A 14473-nucleotide genomic window follows, 5' to 3' on the forward strand; every position below is an offset into this window, starting at 1 on the left:
ATAATCGGAGCGCTCCGGGACCGTCCGACGGGAGTGGCCGGCCGGGCAGCGCGGGAACTCGAATCGAAGAGCCGGGGCGGTGGGGCGTGGTGTCCGTTACTGACAGGGTCGTGCCGGGTGGTCCGAGGCTCTCCGTCGGGGCGCCGAACGATCCGGAACTGCTGGTGCCGTTCGCGCGGCGCGCGGAGGAGCTGGGGTTCGACGCGATCTGGACGCAGGACACCCTCAGCACCGCGAACTTCTCGCTCGACGGCCTGCACGTGCTGTCATACCTGGCCGCGGTCACCGAGCGGCTCCGCCTCGGCATCGGCGTGCTGTACTCCGGGCGCCGGAACCCGGCCGTCCAGGCCCGTGAGCTGGCCACCATCGACCAGCTGTCCGGCGGGCGGCTGATCGTCGGGGTCGGCGTCGGCAACGACTACCACCGGGAGACCCTCGCCGCGCTGGGGATCGCGACCGACCGGCCCGTCCGGCGGCTGGTCGAGGGCATCGGCGTGATGCGGGCGCTGTGGAGCGGCACCGAGGCCGGCTACGACGGTGAGCTGTACTCGTTCTCCGGCATCCGGTCGCAGCCGGACCCGGTGCAGCGACCCGGCCCGCCGATCTGGATCGGGGCGCGCGCCGAGCCCGCCCTGCGCCGCGCCGTGCGCATCGCCGACGGATGGACGGGCGCCGCGCCCGCCGGTATGGACGACTTCCTTCACCAGCTCGAATTCGTCAAGCGGGAGCTGGCCGACCAGGGACGCGACCCGGCCGGGTTCACCATCTCCAGGAGCCTCTACATCGCGGTCGAGGACACCGTGGAGAAGGCGCGGCAGCGGCTGATCCCCGCGTTCGACCGGGCGTTCGGCGGGAACCCGGTCTACGACGCCGCCGGGATGGCCGACCGGGTCGCCGTGTTCGGCCCGCCGGAGCACTGCGCCCAGCGGCTCGGCGAGCTGTTCGACGCGGGAGTGGACGAGCTGGTCCTCTACCCGATGTACGACCGGATGGACCAGCTTGAGGCGTTCGGCGAGCTGGTGCCCGCGCCGGCCGCCGCGCCGAACCATCCCGCATGACGGCCGGGCCCACCCTGCTCGGCTACGTCGACCCGCTCAGCGTCGCGGCGGGCGACGAGGTCCGGCTGATGGTGAGCGCCACGTCCGGCTACCAGGTGGAGCTGGTGCGGCTCGTGCACGGCGCGGACGATCCGCGCGGCCCGGGAGTGCGCGAGGAGCGCGTCGGCATACCGTTCGAGACGCGGGCGGGACGCGTCCAGCCACTGCGGCCCGGTTCGTACCTGCGCGCGCCCGCGCACCCGTCGCTCGACATCGGCGCCTTCACCGTGACGGCGTGGATCACGCCGACGATGCCCGCCGGCGGGAAGCCGCGCGCCGTCATCGCCCGCCGCGACGCCACCGGCCGTCGCGGCTGGGCGCTCGGCCTCACCGGCGACGACCGGCTCGCGGCATGGGCGGGCGGCGGCGCCGAGCCGGTCGCCGCCACCGGCACCGCGATCCCGCCCGGCCGCTGGACGTTCGTCGCCGCCTCCTTCGGCCCCCAGGGGGTCACCCTGGTTCAGGTCCCGGTGCCGGAGTGGCCGGTCGGTTCATGGCGTGCGTCGGCGGCGGCGTCCGGCGGCGTCGACGCCTCCGCGACCGGCATCCCGCTCCAGATCGGCGCCTGGTGGACGGACGCGGCGACCGCGGGCGCATGCTTCAACGGCCGCATCGACCGTCCGACGATCCGCGCCGGGACGGCCGACGAGGCCGCGCTCGCCACCGCCGCCCCCGAGCGGCTCGGCCTGCCGGTCCTGGCCCGCTGGCGTCCCGGCCAGGACGCGGGCGGCGTGATGGTGCCCGACGCCGGTCCGCACGGGCTGACCGCCGAGGCCGTGAACACGCCGGTCCGCGGCGTACCCGGCGCCAACTGGACGGGCCGGGAGATCGACTTCCGGCTCGCCCCGGACGAGTACGACGCGATCCACGTCCACGACGACGACCTCACCGACGCGGGCTGGGAACCGCAGGTCACCCTGCGCCTGCCGGACGACCTGCGCAGCGGCGCCTACGCCTTCCGCCTGCGGGCCGGGGACGAAAGCCTGAGCATCCCGTTCTTCGTCCGTCCGCCGCGCGGCACGACGACGTCCCGGGTGGCGGTGCTCCTCCCCACCTTCACCTACCTCGCCTACGCCAACTCGCACACGAACCTGGAAAAGCTCGGCCCGGACGGTCTCGACTACCCCACGACCGAGCAGCACCAGTGGTCCGCCGTCCACAAGGTGTGCAGCCTGTACGACTTCCACCGCGACGGCAGCGGCTGCTACTACGCCTCGCGGCTGCGCCCCCTCACCACCCTCACGCCGGACTACATCAGTTCGTTCGGCCCGTGGAACCTCAGCGCCGACCTGTGCCTGCTCGACTGGCTCGAACACGAGGGCATCGGCTACGACGTGGTCTGCGACGACGACCTGCACGCGGAGGGCGTGGCCGCGCTGGCCGGGTACGACGTCGTCCTCACCGGCTCGCACCCGGAGTACTACACGGCGCCGATGCTCGACGCGCACGAGGCGTACCTGGCGGGCGGCGGGCGGGTGATGTACCTGGGCGGCAACGGCTTCTACTGGGTGACCGGGGTGTCGCCGCAGCAGCCGCACGTGATCGAGATCCGCCGCGCCCACACCGGGACGAGGGGCTGGGAGGTCCCGCCGGGCGAGACCCATCTGAGCACGACCGGCGAGGCGGGCGGGCTGTGGCGGCACCGGGGCCGCGCGCCGCAGCGGCACGTCGGGGTCGGCTTCGCCGCGCAGGGCGGGCGCGGCAAGGGCCGTCCCTACTCCCCCGCCCCGCCGGCCGGCGACGAGCGCGGTGCGTTCGCGCTCTCCGGGGTGGACGGCCTCATCGAGGCGGACGCGCTGGTCAGCGGTGGCGCCGCCGGGATGGAGGTCGACCGGGTGGACGCCGCTCTCGGCTCCCCGCCGCACACCGTCGTCCTGGCCACGGCCGACGGGTTCAGCGACGCCTACCAGCTCGCGGTCGAAGAGGTGTTCCAGTCGAACTCGCGGCTGGGCGGGACCGTCGAGCCGCGCGTCCGCGCCGATCTGGCGTTCTTCGAGTACCCGAACGGCGGCGCGGTGTTCAGCACCGGCTCGATCGCCTGGTGCACGGCACTGGGCGCCAAGGGATACGCCAACCCCGTCGCCCAGGTGACGGGCAACGTCCTGCGCCGCTTCCTAGACCCAGCACCACTTGAACCGCGAAACGCCACCCGGGGAGAACGATGACGAGCGATCGACCGCGTCCGGTGCCGCCGGGAATCGACCCCGACCGGCTCGCCGCACTGCTGGACGCCGAACGCACCAGATGGATCGAGGCCCGGCCACGGGCGGCGGCGCTGCGCGAGCGGGCGCGCCGCTCCCAGCTGCACGGCACGCCGCAGCATTGGATCAGCCAGTTCCCGCCGCCCGTCCCGCTGGTGGTGGACCGCGCGGTGGGCGCCCGCCTGTACGACACCGACGGCCACGAGTACGCGGACTTCGGGCTGGCGGCGACGGCCGCGCTCTGGGGCCACGACCACCCCGCCGTCGTCGCGGCCATACGGGACCAGCTCGACAAGGGAAGCGTCACCCTCTGGTCGGGCGAGGACCACGTCGCCGTGACCGAAGAGCTGGCGCGCCGCTTCGGCCTGCCCTTCTGGCAGTTCACCGTGTCCGCGACGGACGCCAACCGGTTCGCCCTCCTCCTCGCCCGCGTCACCACCGGACGGCAGAAGATCCTCGTCTTCCACCGCGCGTACCACGGCTCGCTCGAACAAGCCGGGGTCGTCCTGGAGCCGGACGGCGCCGTGGCACCGGAGCCCGGCGTCCACCCCAACGGCGTGGACGTCCGCCAGACGACCAAGGTCGTGGAGTTCAACGACCTCGACGCGCTCGAACGCGCCCTCGCCCCGCGCGACGTCGCCGCCGTGCTCGCCGAACCGGTGATGACCAACGGCGGCGCGGTGATCCGCCCGGAGCCGGGCTTCCACACCGCCCTGCGCGACCTCACCCGGCGCACCGGCACGCTGCTGATCATCGACGAGACGCAGACGATCCCGGCGGGTCCGGGCGGCTGCACCCGCGAGCTCGGCCTGGAACCCGACCTGATCACCATGGGCAAGTCGATCGCGGGCGGCATCCCGGCGGGCTTGTACGGGATGTCGGACGAGGTGGCCGCCGCGGCGGAGCGCTACACCGAGCACGGCGACGGCGGCCTCGGCAGCACGATGGCGGGTGGGCCGCTGGCCGCCCGCGCCATGCGCGCGGTGCTCACCGAGGTCATGACTGACAAGAACTACGCCCACATGAGCCGCCTGGCCGGACGCTACGAACGCGACGTCGCGGCGGTCATCGCCGAGCACGACCTGCCGTGGCACGTCGGGCGGCTCGGCGGCCGCGTCTCCTACGCCTTCACCCCGTCCCCGCCGCGCAACGCCGGACAGCTCTACCCGCGCGTCGGCTCCGCGGCCCGCACCGCACTGTGGCTGTATTTGGCGAACCGCGGCGTCGTCCTCAACGCCATGAGCGGTGCCGCGCTGATGTCGCCGATGACGGCCGAGTCCGATGTGGAATTGCACGGCGCGCTGTTCGCCGAGGCGATCGGCGCACTCACGGGCAAGAAGACCCGCTAGCAATGGACGAAGGCCAGCTCGAACGATTCCGCGCGGACATCAACCGTTCGAGAACCCCTGGCGCCTACGAACCGGGCCGCTGGTCGGTGGCCCCCGCGAACCGCGACACCGCAGTAACCGGCGTGATGCCGGAGCGGGTCCGGCTCCGCGACACGTCCATGCGGGCGATCGAGTCACTGCCCGGCGTCACGACCACCCGCGAGGCGAAGACCGCGTTCCTGCGGCTCCTCGCCCGCTCCGGGGTTCCGGAGATCGTCCTCGCGCCCCCGCCGCGCTCGCCCTCCGGGCACGACGCCGTCCGAGCCGACATTGCGCTGGTCAAACGGGAGCAACCGAACTGCGTCGTGTACTGCCCATTCATATCCGCAACGGACGGCGTTGACCTCGCCCGCGACCTCGGGTTCGACGGCGTGCAGATCGCCGTCCCCGCGTTCGGCCCGGCTGCGGGCATCTACGGAGGGCCCGTCCCGGCCTCCCGGGCGGAGGTCATCGCGCAGGCGGCCGAGATCGTCGCCCACGCCCGTACCCAGGGCCTGCGGGTCGCAGTAGCCGCCACGATGGTGTCCTACCTGACGGAAGAGGAACTCGCCGAAACCGCAGAATCCATGGCCGCCGCAGGCGCCGACGAAATCACCCTCTTCGACGGCCCAGGCGCACTCGGCCCCGAAGCATTCGGACACCTCGTTCAAGCGGCCAAGTCCGCCGCACCGCACCTGGAAATCGGTCTCCACCCGCACAACACATTCGGCCTGGGCGTCGCCTGCGCCGTGAGCGCGGCGCGGGCCGGAGCGACCGTCATCGAGTCATCGGTGAACGGCTATTGCGGCGGCCCTGGAAACGCCGACCTCGCCGCGACCGCAGCGGCCTTCGAGGCGCTGTACGGCGTGGACACGGGCATCCGCCTCGCCACACTGACAGAACTGTCCCGGACGGCCGCGGAACTGACCGGCCACCACCCGGCGACCAACCAGCCCATCACCGGCCCGGACGCGTTCTGCTGGGGCGGCGGCGACTGGGTCGTCCTCGAATCTGAAGTAGACCCGCTGATGCACAACTGCGTGGAACCGACCCTGTTCGGCAACGAGCGCCGAATTCCCGTTACACCTCAGAGCGGCCCGCGCGTCATCGCAGCGACCCTGCACCGCCTGGGCGTCAAAGCAGCCCCGGCCCTGCTCCCGTCCATCACAGAGCAGTGCCACGCGGAACTCGCCCGGCTAGGACGTCTCCTCACTGACGAGGAAATCCGCGCCATAGCGAGAACCGCCCTCACTCGCTGAACAGCGAGAGCCAGCCGCCCGTGTCGCGATGACGCCCGAGCCCGACCGCGTCGAACTCGTCGAAGTGCTCGCCCTTGTCGACGCCGAGCCGCCGCAGCGCCTGGGAGATCGGGCTGCCGGCCTCCGGCCACCGCTCCCCCTCGGCCACGTGCAAAGGCCCGAGGACGATCTCACCGGCGTCCCAGACCTGCGCGGCCTGGCTCCCCGTCCCGCCGAAATACTCGGCCTCGACATAGGCCACCGGCCCCGTCGCCGAGCAGTCCGCCAGCACACGTCCGAAATCTGCAGGCACCTTCCAGTCCCCGTCGAGCTCAACCACCTCGTCAAGCAAGGCACCGGTCAACGGCAAAAGCGAAATCCCTTGCCCGACAGAAATAACCCGCGCCTCCGCAATGGTCTCGGTCACCCGCCGAGGCACAGGCCCGCCGCCGGCCACCGTCCGCAAGCAATACATCCCGCCATTCTCCATCCACCCGAGATTCAGGTGGACGTTCCGTCGAGCTGGTCGAGACGGCAGGTCTCCAGGTGGGAGATGTCGCCGCCGGAGTCCAGTGCGGCGTCCAGGAGCAGTGCGAGCGAGGTTCCGTAGACCGGGATGTCCGCGGGGTCGTCCAGCAGCCGGCATGCGTTCCTCTGCATGGGTTCGTCGTCGGCCCGCTCGATGCGGCAGACGATCCAGTGGGAGGTGGAGGTCTCGAAGTCGATGGCGGCGCAGAGGCTCCTGCCGTCGGCGAGGTCGATGATCGATCTGATCAGACCCGGGGTCACGCGGCGCCAGATCATGCCGTGGTCCGCGGCGGGAAGCAGCCGCCAAGCGCCGTCGAACATCGTGCCCGAGCCGATGCGGCGGAAGAGCGCCGCGAGTTCGGCGGACGCCTGGAACCCCCAGCCGAGGGGCACCGGCGGATCGGTCTGGTGGTCGCGGACGATCCGGTCGATCACGTCGTCGATCTCGACCGTCGCCGGCGCCAGGTACCAGCCGCCCATCGGCCGCAGCGCCCCGTCCTCGTCCTGGGCGACGCCGACCAGTCCCGCGTTCAGGGCCACGACCCGGTTGAGGTGGTTGACGCGGTCGTTGACATTGACCCTCACCCGGGACACGACGGCCGGCACACCACTGCTTCTGATCCCCGGACCGTCATAGTGCCCGTTCGGGTCGGGCGCGACGTCGCGGGGTTCGCCGATCGGCAGGTCCAGCAGCGGATTGGGCCTGGTGACCTCGCCGTCGCCTTTCAGGTACGGATAGAACCGCGCGGCCCAACCAGTGATCACCTTTCCGCCGTAGGCGTCGATCGGGTTGTAGACGCGCCGCCAGAAGGCGATGTCCACGTCACCCGCCGCGGCCCGGACGAACTGGTCGCAGATCGCCGCGAGAGACCGGCACCAGGTCTCCAGGCCGAACGAGGCGATCGTGTCCACCCGGCTGCGAATCTTCCGCCAGTCCTCGACCGTGCCGGTCAGGGTGATGGCCGGGATCCCGCACACGACGTGCAGCCACACGGCGAAGTACGGCGAGTACACGTCGAGCAGCACGATCCGTCCCGCCACCCGCTCGACGTCGGTACTGGTGGAGAAGTCGCAGTCGAATTCGACGGCGTCGTTGATCTCCGCCAAGAGCAGTTTGCCGAACTTCTCGACAACGTCCCGCCATTCGGCTGAATCCTCGGGCAGCCGCAGGACCCGCACCGCCAGCCGCTTCTTGCCGGAGTGGGCCACCAGCCGCGGACGCAATTCCTCGGCATGCAGCCGCACATGCTGCGCCAGACCCTGCATGATGGTCAGCCAAACCGCGTCCGGCGACAGGATCAGCGGACGATGCCCGCCGAACGCATGTCCCACCGCACTGAGCAACGGATGAACGCCGTCGTTCTCCAACACCTGCACACCTGGATCACCACCCACGACCAGCGCATCCGTAAACCGCTCACCCAGTGGCACCGTTGGCAATGGCTCCGTGGCCGGCACCACATCATCGACCCGAAAGGTCACCATCACCGGACTGTAACCCGCTCCCGGGGCTCCACGGCGAGGGCCCGGGGCCGATGGCGGCCAAGGAGTTCGGGCGCGTGCTCGCAACGAGTCGCCCTGGCTGGCTAGCATTTGTGTGTCCCGTACTAAGGCGTGTCCTCATTGGTGCTCCCAGGGGGTCGAGACGATGCAGGATCCCGCCGAGTCGGGGGAAACGCGACGGGAGACCACGGCGACCTCGCTGGATCCGATCGGCGGAGCCGACGCCGGCGCCGCGCCGGCGGAAGACGGCGGGGACCAGGCCGGGAGGACGCGGCGCGAAGACGTTCCGGTGGCCAGGGCGGAGTCGCTGCTGACGCTGCCGCCCGAGCTCGCGGCCCGGTTCGAGATCGTCGCGGAGCTGGACGCGTCCGGCGCCGAGGCCGACATGCTGCGGGTGCGCGACGACGCGGGCGAGGAGCTGGTGCTCAAGCTCTACCGGCGCGGGATCACGCCGAACCGCGAGATGTGGGAGACGCTCCGGGGCGTGCGCTCGCCGCACATCGTGCGGCTGCGCGACACCGGCCAGGCCGGCGGGCGCGCGTTCGAGGTCATGGAGTACCTGCCGCACGGGACGCTCCGCGACCTCGCGAACGAAGGGCGGGGCGGCGGCGCACCGGAGATGATCACCGAGGTCGTGCGGCAGGTCGCCGAGGGGCTGACCGTCCTGCACGAGCATCGCGTCATTCACCGGGACCTCAAACCGGAGAACATTCTGCTGCGGGGGCGCGAGCCGCTGCGGCTCGCGTTGGCGGACTTCGGGCTCAGCCGCTACGTGAAACAGACCGCGATGTTCTCCACCGCCGGTCACACTCTCGCCTATTCGGCCCCGGAGACCTTCGCGGGATTCGTCTCGGTGATGCGCGACTGGTGGTCGCTCGGGATGATCGTGCGGGAACTCGCGCTCGGTGAGCCGCCCTTCGCCGAGCTGGTTCCCGAAGCGGTGATGCTGCACCTCGCCTCCCGGCCGATCGACGTGTCCGGGGTCGAGGACGAGCGGCTGCGGCTCCTCTGCCGGGGGCTTCTCGTCCGCGACCCGGACGACCGCTGGGGCGGCGAGGAAGTGGCGGAATGGCTCTCTGGAGGTTCCCCGCCGGTTCATGAAAGCGCCGATTCGCCATTGGCGGGCTCGGAGCTCAAGCCCTTCCTGTTAGGCGAGCAGCTTTATACGGACCGCGCCGAACTCGCGGCCGCGATGGCGGAACGCTGGGACGAGACCGCCGAGCGCTACTTCGTCCGCGGCGGGGCCGCCCGCGAAACGCTGAAGGCCTGGCTCCGGCAGTTCGACGACCCCCGGATTCACGACGTCCAGGCGCGCGACGAATTATTGGACCAGATGGAGGCCCAGCTCCCGGCCGACGTCCGCCTCCTGATGCTTCTGCGCTGGCTGAACCCGCGCATGCCGCCCATCTACGCGGGCGGCGCCATCACCACCGGCAGCCTGGGCGCGCTGGCCGCCGCCGCGCTCGACCCCACCGCCGACCGGCACGGCAGATCGCGGCGCGTGGTGGAAGACCTGACCGAGCACCACGTCCTTTCAACGCTCGCCCAATGCGACGGCGGGGTCGAGCTGGGCGAGGTCAACACCAGGCTCGACGACGTCACCCGCCGCTGGCGGGACCGCACCGTCCAGGCACGCGAACGCCATCCGCGGCTCACGGCCGAGCACACCACCGAGGTCAAGGCCGAGCTGCTGCTGATCGCGCTGGACGCCGACGAAGCGAAGGCCAGGCTGGCCGGGCAGATCCCGGCGGGCCGGGAGTCGCTGCCCGTCCCCGTCCCCTGGTTCGATCAGCTGGCCCGCGAGACCGCCGCCGACGACGACGCGACCGGGCTGCTGGTCGTGCGGCAGGCGCTGCCCGCCGCCGCCGAGGAGGCCGGGCGGCTGCACCGGGAGATCGCCGCCCGGCAGCGCCAGGAGCAGGAGCGCATGATGCGCTGGCAGCAGCGGGAGGCGGACCGCCTCGGCGGACGGCCCGCCGCGGTCGCGGCCGCCGTGGCCGGTTGCCTCCTGATGGCGGCCGTCTGGGCGGGCTTCCTCCTGCTGTCGGCGTTCTCCGGCAAAGGCGACATCGCCATGGCGGTGGCCATGGCGGTGCTGATCTTCCAGGTCGGCACGGAGGTCACGCTGGCCGTCGTCATGGGCGCGATGTACCACCCGAGCCATTCGCTGCTGCAGAAGGTCGGTGTGCTGGGCGGGCGCGCCGGGGACGTCGTCGGCGACAACGGCGGCTGCGCCGGCTGCCTGATCATCGTCCTGACGGCCGTCGTGCTCAGCGTCCTCACGAAGGTGTTCCCGCCGCTGGTGCCGCTCGTCGTCGCGGCGGTCTACGGCGGGTGGACGTACTCGCGCTGGACGGGCTGGACGCGATGGCACGAAGGCGAGAGGCGGAAGGCATTGGAGGGCGAATGAGCGCCGCCGGAATCTACGAGGTGGGGGTGCTGCTCGGGGGCGCCGTCGTCCTGGCCGCGGGCGGCACCGTCCTGGCGGCGCGGGCCGCCGGGGCCCTCACGGAGGCGGCCGGCGGGGCGATGGCGTCGCTCGGCGAGCGCCTGGAGGCCGGTCAGGCGGAATGGCAGCGGCGGCAGGACTGCAACTCCGAGTGGGAGAGCGCGGCGCTTCGCGTGATCGACCGCAACGCCCGCATCGCGGTGCTGGCCGCCGAGTGCGCGGCCGTGACCGCCGGCACCGGACGCGCCGCCCCGCGCTCGCTGCCCGGCCCGATGCGGCTCGCCTGCGAGATCGACGACCTCGCCGCCTGGTGCGCGAGCGCCGACGAGGCGATCGCCGAGGTCGAGTCGTGGCTGGCCGAGGCCGCCGCGATCGAGATCGGACGGCACCTGGCCGAGGCGTGGCGGATCGTCCGGCCCGGTGAGGCGCAGCCCGAGATCTTCTCCGCCGAGAAGGTCGCGGAGGCGATGCGCGCCGCGGCCAAGCCCAGGGCCAAGCCCGGGGCCCGTCCGGCGGCGTCCTCGCGCGCGGCCGATCCGGAGTCGCTGTCGGCCGACGTCGCCCGGATCGTCGCGCGCCTGCCCGCCGACGTCGCCGCCGAGGATCTCACCGCCATCCGGCGCGCCGCCGAGAAGGCGCTGGTCCGCGACCTCGGCGAGGCGCGCACCCGGCTCGCCGATCTGCGGCAGCGGGTCGACGTCGCGGACACGCGGGCCGCCACCCAGCGCTCTGACGCCGAAGACGCGGCGGTCATGCTCCAGGCCCTCGCGGACGCCGCCGACCAGGAAGGCGCGGCGCTCAAGCAGGAGCTCTCCGACGTGGTCGCCCGGCGCCGCGCACTCGATCCCGCGCTGCGGGCGCGGGCGCTGGACCGCTGCGCGCGGATCCAGGCCGCCGCCGAGCAGGCGTACCTCCGCGAGGCGGTGCTGGCCGCCGCCGACGATCTCGGCTTCGAGGTGTCCGCGGACGTGACGACGCTGACCGGCGCGAACGGCCGCCTGGAGCTGTCCCGCGACGACTGGCCGGAACACGCCGTCGCGCTCGTCCTCGACGGCGGCGAGCTCCGCTCGATGGTGTTCCGCACCGAGCAGCGCGACGGCCAGGACGCGCGCCGCGTCGACCTGGAACGCGAGCAGGACTGGTGCGACGCCTTCGAGGAGGTGCGCGAGCGGCTCGCCGGCGACGGCGTTCAGGTCGGCACCCGGATGGAGCTGCGGCCCGGCGAACGCGACCAGGTTCCCGTCACGAAGGGCGGCGCGGCACCGGCACGGGCCCGTCGCAAGCCCAAGGCCCGGGAACGGGAAAAGCCGCAATGACCGGCCTTCTCCTCAACCGGATCCACTATCCGGTGACGACTCTGGGTCCGGGCCGGCGCGTCGGCATCTGGGTTCAGGGATGCACCATCGGCTGCGACGGTTGCGTCGCCAGGGACACCTGGGCCACGGAGTCCGCCTCCCGCGTCACGGTGGCCGCCGTGCTGGAATGGCTCGATTCGGTGGACGGCGCGACGGGCGTCACCATCTCCGGCGGCGAGCCCTTCCAGCAGCCGGAGGCGGTGGCGGAACTCCTCGACGGCATCCACGAATGGCGCGCCGAACGCCCGATCGACATCCTCGTCTATTCGGGATATCCGCTGAACCGCCTGCGCCGGGACGCGTCCGCCCGCCGGATTCTGGCCCTGTGCGACGCGGTGCTGGCGGGCCCGTACGTGGCCCGCCGCGCCACCGACGAGCCGTGGCGCGGATCGTCCAACCAGCGGCTGGTGCCGCTCACCCCGCTCGGCGAGGACCGCTACCGAACCATGCCGCCGGGCGGCCCGCGCCTCCAGGCCGTCCAGGACGGCGACCGCCTCTGGTTCATCGGCGTCCCCCGGCCGGGCGAGATGGACCGCATAGCCGACCACCTCAGCGGCACCGGCATCACCTTCACCACGACGACCTGGCGCGCCTGACACCCGCCAGAACCGCGACCAAGGTGGAGGGCAATCTCCGAGTAGTACCCCACTCCGCGCAGGTGTTGGATCAAAACGCGGGATGAGTCAACGTGGGAAGGACCCGGGGACATGGCGACCGAAACCGCGTCGGCAGGTCGATTCGGAGCGGGACTGCGGCCGCTCAATCAGCGTTATCACCGCGCCGCCCTGGGCTTCTTCCTCGTGATCGTCATTGCGCATTGGGCCGAGCACATCGCGCAGGCCATTCAGATCTACGCGCTCGGCTGGCTGCTGAAGGAATCGCGGGGCGTGCTTGGAATGCCGTTCCCGTGGCTCGTCACGTCGGAGTGGATGCACTACGGCTACGCGCTCCTGATGCTCGCCGGGCTCATCATGCTGCGCCCCGGATTCGTCGGCAGATCGAGGGCCTGGTGGAACGCGGCCCTGCTGATCCAGGTCTGGCACCATTTCGAGCACCTGTTACTGCTTCTGCAGGCGCTCACCGGGAACAACATCGCCAGCCGTCCCGTCCCGACGAGCATCATCCAGCTTCTCATTCCACAGGTCGAACTCCACCTGTTCTACAACGCGATCGTCTTCATGCGGATGGTAGTGGCGATGCTGCTCCACCGGCGACCGCGCGCCTCCGAGCACGGTCGCTTGCTGTGCACCTGCGCCGTCGTTTCCGGGCGGTGAAGTCGGGATGGCCCGCCGGCGCCGCTCCCACGGATTGACCGTGGTCTTGATCCTCGTGGCAGGCTATCTGCTCTACCTGGCCATTCCGAACGTGCGTCCCGCCTTTCGCGCCGCCAGCGCCGAAGGGACGCCGGGCGTGTTCACAGCGCGGCAATTGCAGTGCATTCGACATTCGGGCCCATGAGAGCTGCAACTGGAAGGGCGAGTTCACGTCCGCAACCGGAAAATCCACCGGACCGACGTCTCCCTCCACGGCGCGGGCCGCGACGCGCTGCGCGTCGGAGCGCAGACCAAGGCCGTCGACGTCGGACGTCCCAGCCGGGTATACGGCCCGGACGGCTCACGTGAATGGGTGGCCGTCGCGCTCATGGTCCTTACGAGCGTGGTACTCCTCTCATTCGCCTACTCAGATCAGGTCCCCGTCTCAGGGGGCGGTCGCGGCAGCGTTCCGAACGAAGTCCGTGACGAGGCGGTTGAACTCGGCGGCGTGCTCGATCATCGCCCAGTGTCCGCAGCGCACCGTCCTCATCCTGGGCGACGCCGACCGATCCCGCGTGCAGGGCCACGACCCGGTTGAGGTGGTTGACGCGGTCGTTGACATTGACCCTCACCCGGGACACCACGGCCGGCACGCGGCTTGGCCTCGCCGCCGACGCCTTCCAGATACGGATAGAACCGCGCGGCCCAACCAGTGATCACCTTTCCGCCGTAGGCGTCGATCGGGTTGTAGATGCGCCGCCAGAAGGCGATGTCCACGTCACCCGCCGCAGCCCGGACGAATTGGTCGCAGATCGCCGCAAGGGACCGGCACCAGGTCTCAAGGCCGAACGAGGAGATCACGTCCACCCGGCTGCAAATCTTCCGCCAGTCCTCGCCCGTCCCGGTCAGGGTGATGGACGAGATCCCGCACACGTAACGCATCCACACGGAGAAGTACGGCGAGTACACATCGAGCAGCGCGATCCGTCCCGCCACCCGCTCGACGTCGGTGCTGGTGGAGAAGCGGCTGAATCCTCGGGCAACCGCAGGACCACCACCTCCAGCCGCTCCTTGCCGGAGTGGGCCACCCGCCGCGGGCGCAATGCCTCGGCATGCAGCCGCACATGCTGCGCCAAGCCCTGCATGATGGTCAGCCAAACCACCAGCGCCGACAGGACCAGCGGACGATGCCCGCCGAACACATGCCCCACGGCACCGAGCAGCGGATGAACGCCGTCGTTCTCCAGCACCGGCACACCCGGATCGCCACCCACGACCAGCGCATCCATGAACCGCTCACCCAACGGCACCGTGGGCAAATGGCTCGGTAGCCGCCACCACATCATCGACCCGAAAGGACACCATCACCGGACTGCACCCGCTCCCGCGCTAAGGAGTGAGGAGCCGTTGCGGGTCTTCAGCCGCCGGCAACATCGCGAGGTCCCGGTCCAGCGCGATGGTCAGCCATAACGCGCCTATCCG

The 14473-nt window shown here is 71.4% G+C and carries 11 protein-coding genes and 1 pseudogene; 8 read left to right on the forward strand and 4 right to left on the reverse strand.

Going from position 1 to position 14473, the window contains the following annotated elements:
• Positions 1-110: 110 nt before the first annotated feature.
• The 4 genes from ACH34S_RS07875 to ACH34S_RS07890 are packed head-to-tail and all read left to right on the forward strand — an operon-like array spanning position 111 to position 5924.
• The gene (locus ACH34S_RS07875) at positions 111-1058 is read left to right on the forward strand and encodes an LLM class flavin-dependent oxidoreductase (protein WP_395951776.1); all 948 of its coding nucleotides are present in this window, start codon (positions 111-113) and stop codon (positions 1056-1058) included.
• Positions 1055-3262, forward strand: coding sequence for a N,N-dimethylformamidase beta subunit family domain-containing protein (locus ACH34S_RS07880; RefSeq protein WP_395951777.1), 2208 nt, complete (start codon positions 1055-1057; stop codon positions 3260-3262). Before ACH34S_RS07875 ends, ACH34S_RS07880 begins: the two co-directional genes overlap by 4 nt.
• Positions 3259-4647, forward strand: a complete 1389-nt coding sequence (locus ACH34S_RS07885) for a transaminase (protein WP_395951778.1) — start codon at positions 3259-3261, stop codon at positions 4645-4647. Before ACH34S_RS07880 ends, ACH34S_RS07885 begins: the two co-directional genes overlap by 4 nt.
• 2 nt (positions 4648-4649) lie before the next feature.
• The gene (locus ACH34S_RS07890; protein ID WP_395951779.1) at positions 4650-5924 is read left to right on the forward strand and encodes a hypothetical protein; all 1275 of its coding nucleotides are present in this window, start codon (positions 4650-4652) and stop codon (positions 5922-5924) included.
• On the opposite strand, the gene ACH34S_RS07895 is transcribed toward ACH34S_RS07890, so the two are convergent.
• Entirely contained in the window at positions 5914-6330 is a 417-nt protein-coding gene (locus ACH34S_RS07895; RefSeq protein ID WP_395951780.1) for a hypothetical protein, read from the reverse strand. The genes ACH34S_RS07890 and ACH34S_RS07895 overlap by 11 nt on opposite strands.
• Positions 6331-6404: 74 nt before the next feature.
• Positions 6405-7802 carry a DUF4419 domain-containing protein gene (locus tag ACH34S_RS07900; protein WP_395951781.1) on the reverse strand — a complete coding sequence of 466 codons (1398 nt, stop codon included), beginning with the start codon at positions 7800-7802 and terminating at the stop codon, positions 6405-6407.
• A 277-nt stretch (positions 7803-8079) separates the two neighbouring features.
• On the opposite strand from ACH34S_RS07900, the gene ACH34S_RS07905 reads away from it, so the two are divergent.
• From ACH34S_RS07905 to ACH34S_RS07920, 4 genes are all read left to right on the forward strand, one after another.
• Positions 8080-10344, forward strand: coding sequence for a serine/threonine-protein kinase (locus ACH34S_RS07905; protein WP_395951782.1), 2265 nt, complete (start codon positions 8080-8082; stop codon positions 10342-10344).
• Complete coding sequence (locus ACH34S_RS07910; protein WP_395951783.1) at positions 10341-11699, forward strand: hypothetical protein; 1359 nt, start codon at positions 10341-10343, stop codon at positions 11697-11699. Before ACH34S_RS07905 ends, ACH34S_RS07910 begins: the two co-directional genes overlap by 4 nt.
• Complete coding sequence (locus ACH34S_RS07915; RefSeq protein ID WP_395951784.1) at positions 11696-12334, forward strand: 4Fe-4S single cluster domain-containing protein; 639 nt, start codon at positions 11696-11698, stop codon at positions 12332-12334. The genes ACH34S_RS07910 and ACH34S_RS07915 overlap by 4 nt, the downstream gene beginning before the upstream one ends.
• A 111-nt stretch (positions 12335-12445) precedes the next feature.
• The gene (locus ACH34S_RS07920; RefSeq protein WP_395951785.1) at positions 12446-13012 is read left to right on the forward strand and encodes a hypothetical protein; all 567 of its coding nucleotides are present in this window, start codon (positions 12446-12448) and stop codon (positions 13010-13012) included.
• A gap of 525 nt (positions 13013-13537) precedes the next feature.
• Here ACH34S_RS07920 and ACH34S_RS07925 read toward each other — a convergent pair.
• Positions 13538-14149 carry a DUF4419 domain-containing protein gene (locus tag ACH34S_RS07925; protein WP_395951786.1) on the reverse strand — a complete coding sequence of 204 codons (612 nt, stop codon included), beginning with the start codon at positions 14147-14149 and terminating at the stop codon, positions 13538-13540.
• Positions 14056-14337: pseudogene (locus ACH34S_RS07930) on the reverse strand (DUF4419 domain-containing protein); the annotation flags it as partial. The gene ACH34S_RS07925 and the pseudogene ACH34S_RS07930, both read right to left, overlap by 94 nt.
• Positions 14338-14473: the final 136 nt, after the last annotated feature.

Source organism: Actinomadura sp. 3N508 (assembly GCF_044326375.1).
Classification (GTDB): Bacteria; Actinomycetota; Actinomycetes; order Streptosporangiales; family Streptosporangiaceae; genus Spirillospora.

Coding starts and splice junctions, on each gene's coding strand:
- ACH34S_RS07905 (WP_395951782.1), top strand. CDS start 8,080: ATGCAGGATCCCGCCGAGTCGGGGGAAACGCGACGGGAGACCACGGCG.
- ACH34S_RS07880 (WP_395951777.1), top strand. CDS start 1,055: ATGACGGCCGGGCCCACCCTGCTCGGCTACGTCGACCCGCTCAGCGTC.
- ACH34S_RS07885 (WP_395951778.1), top strand. CDS start 3,259: ATGACGAGCGATCGACCGCGTCCGGTGCCGCCGGGAATCGACCCCGAC.
- ACH34S_RS07915 (WP_395951784.1), top strand. CDS start 11,696: ATGACCGGCCTTCTCCTCAACCGGATCCACTATCCGGTGACGACTCTG.
- ACH34S_RS07890 (WP_395951779.1), top strand. CDS start 4,650: ATGGACGAAGGCCAGCTCGAACGATTCCGCGCGGACATCAACCGTTCG.
- ACH34S_RS07920 (WP_395951785.1), top strand. CDS start 12,446: ATGGCGACCGAAACCGCGTCGGCAGGTCGATTCGGAGCGGGACTGCGG.
- ACH34S_RS07910 (WP_395951783.1), top strand. CDS start 10,341: ATGAGCGCCGCCGGAATCTACGAGGTGGGGGTGCTGCTCGGGGGCGCC.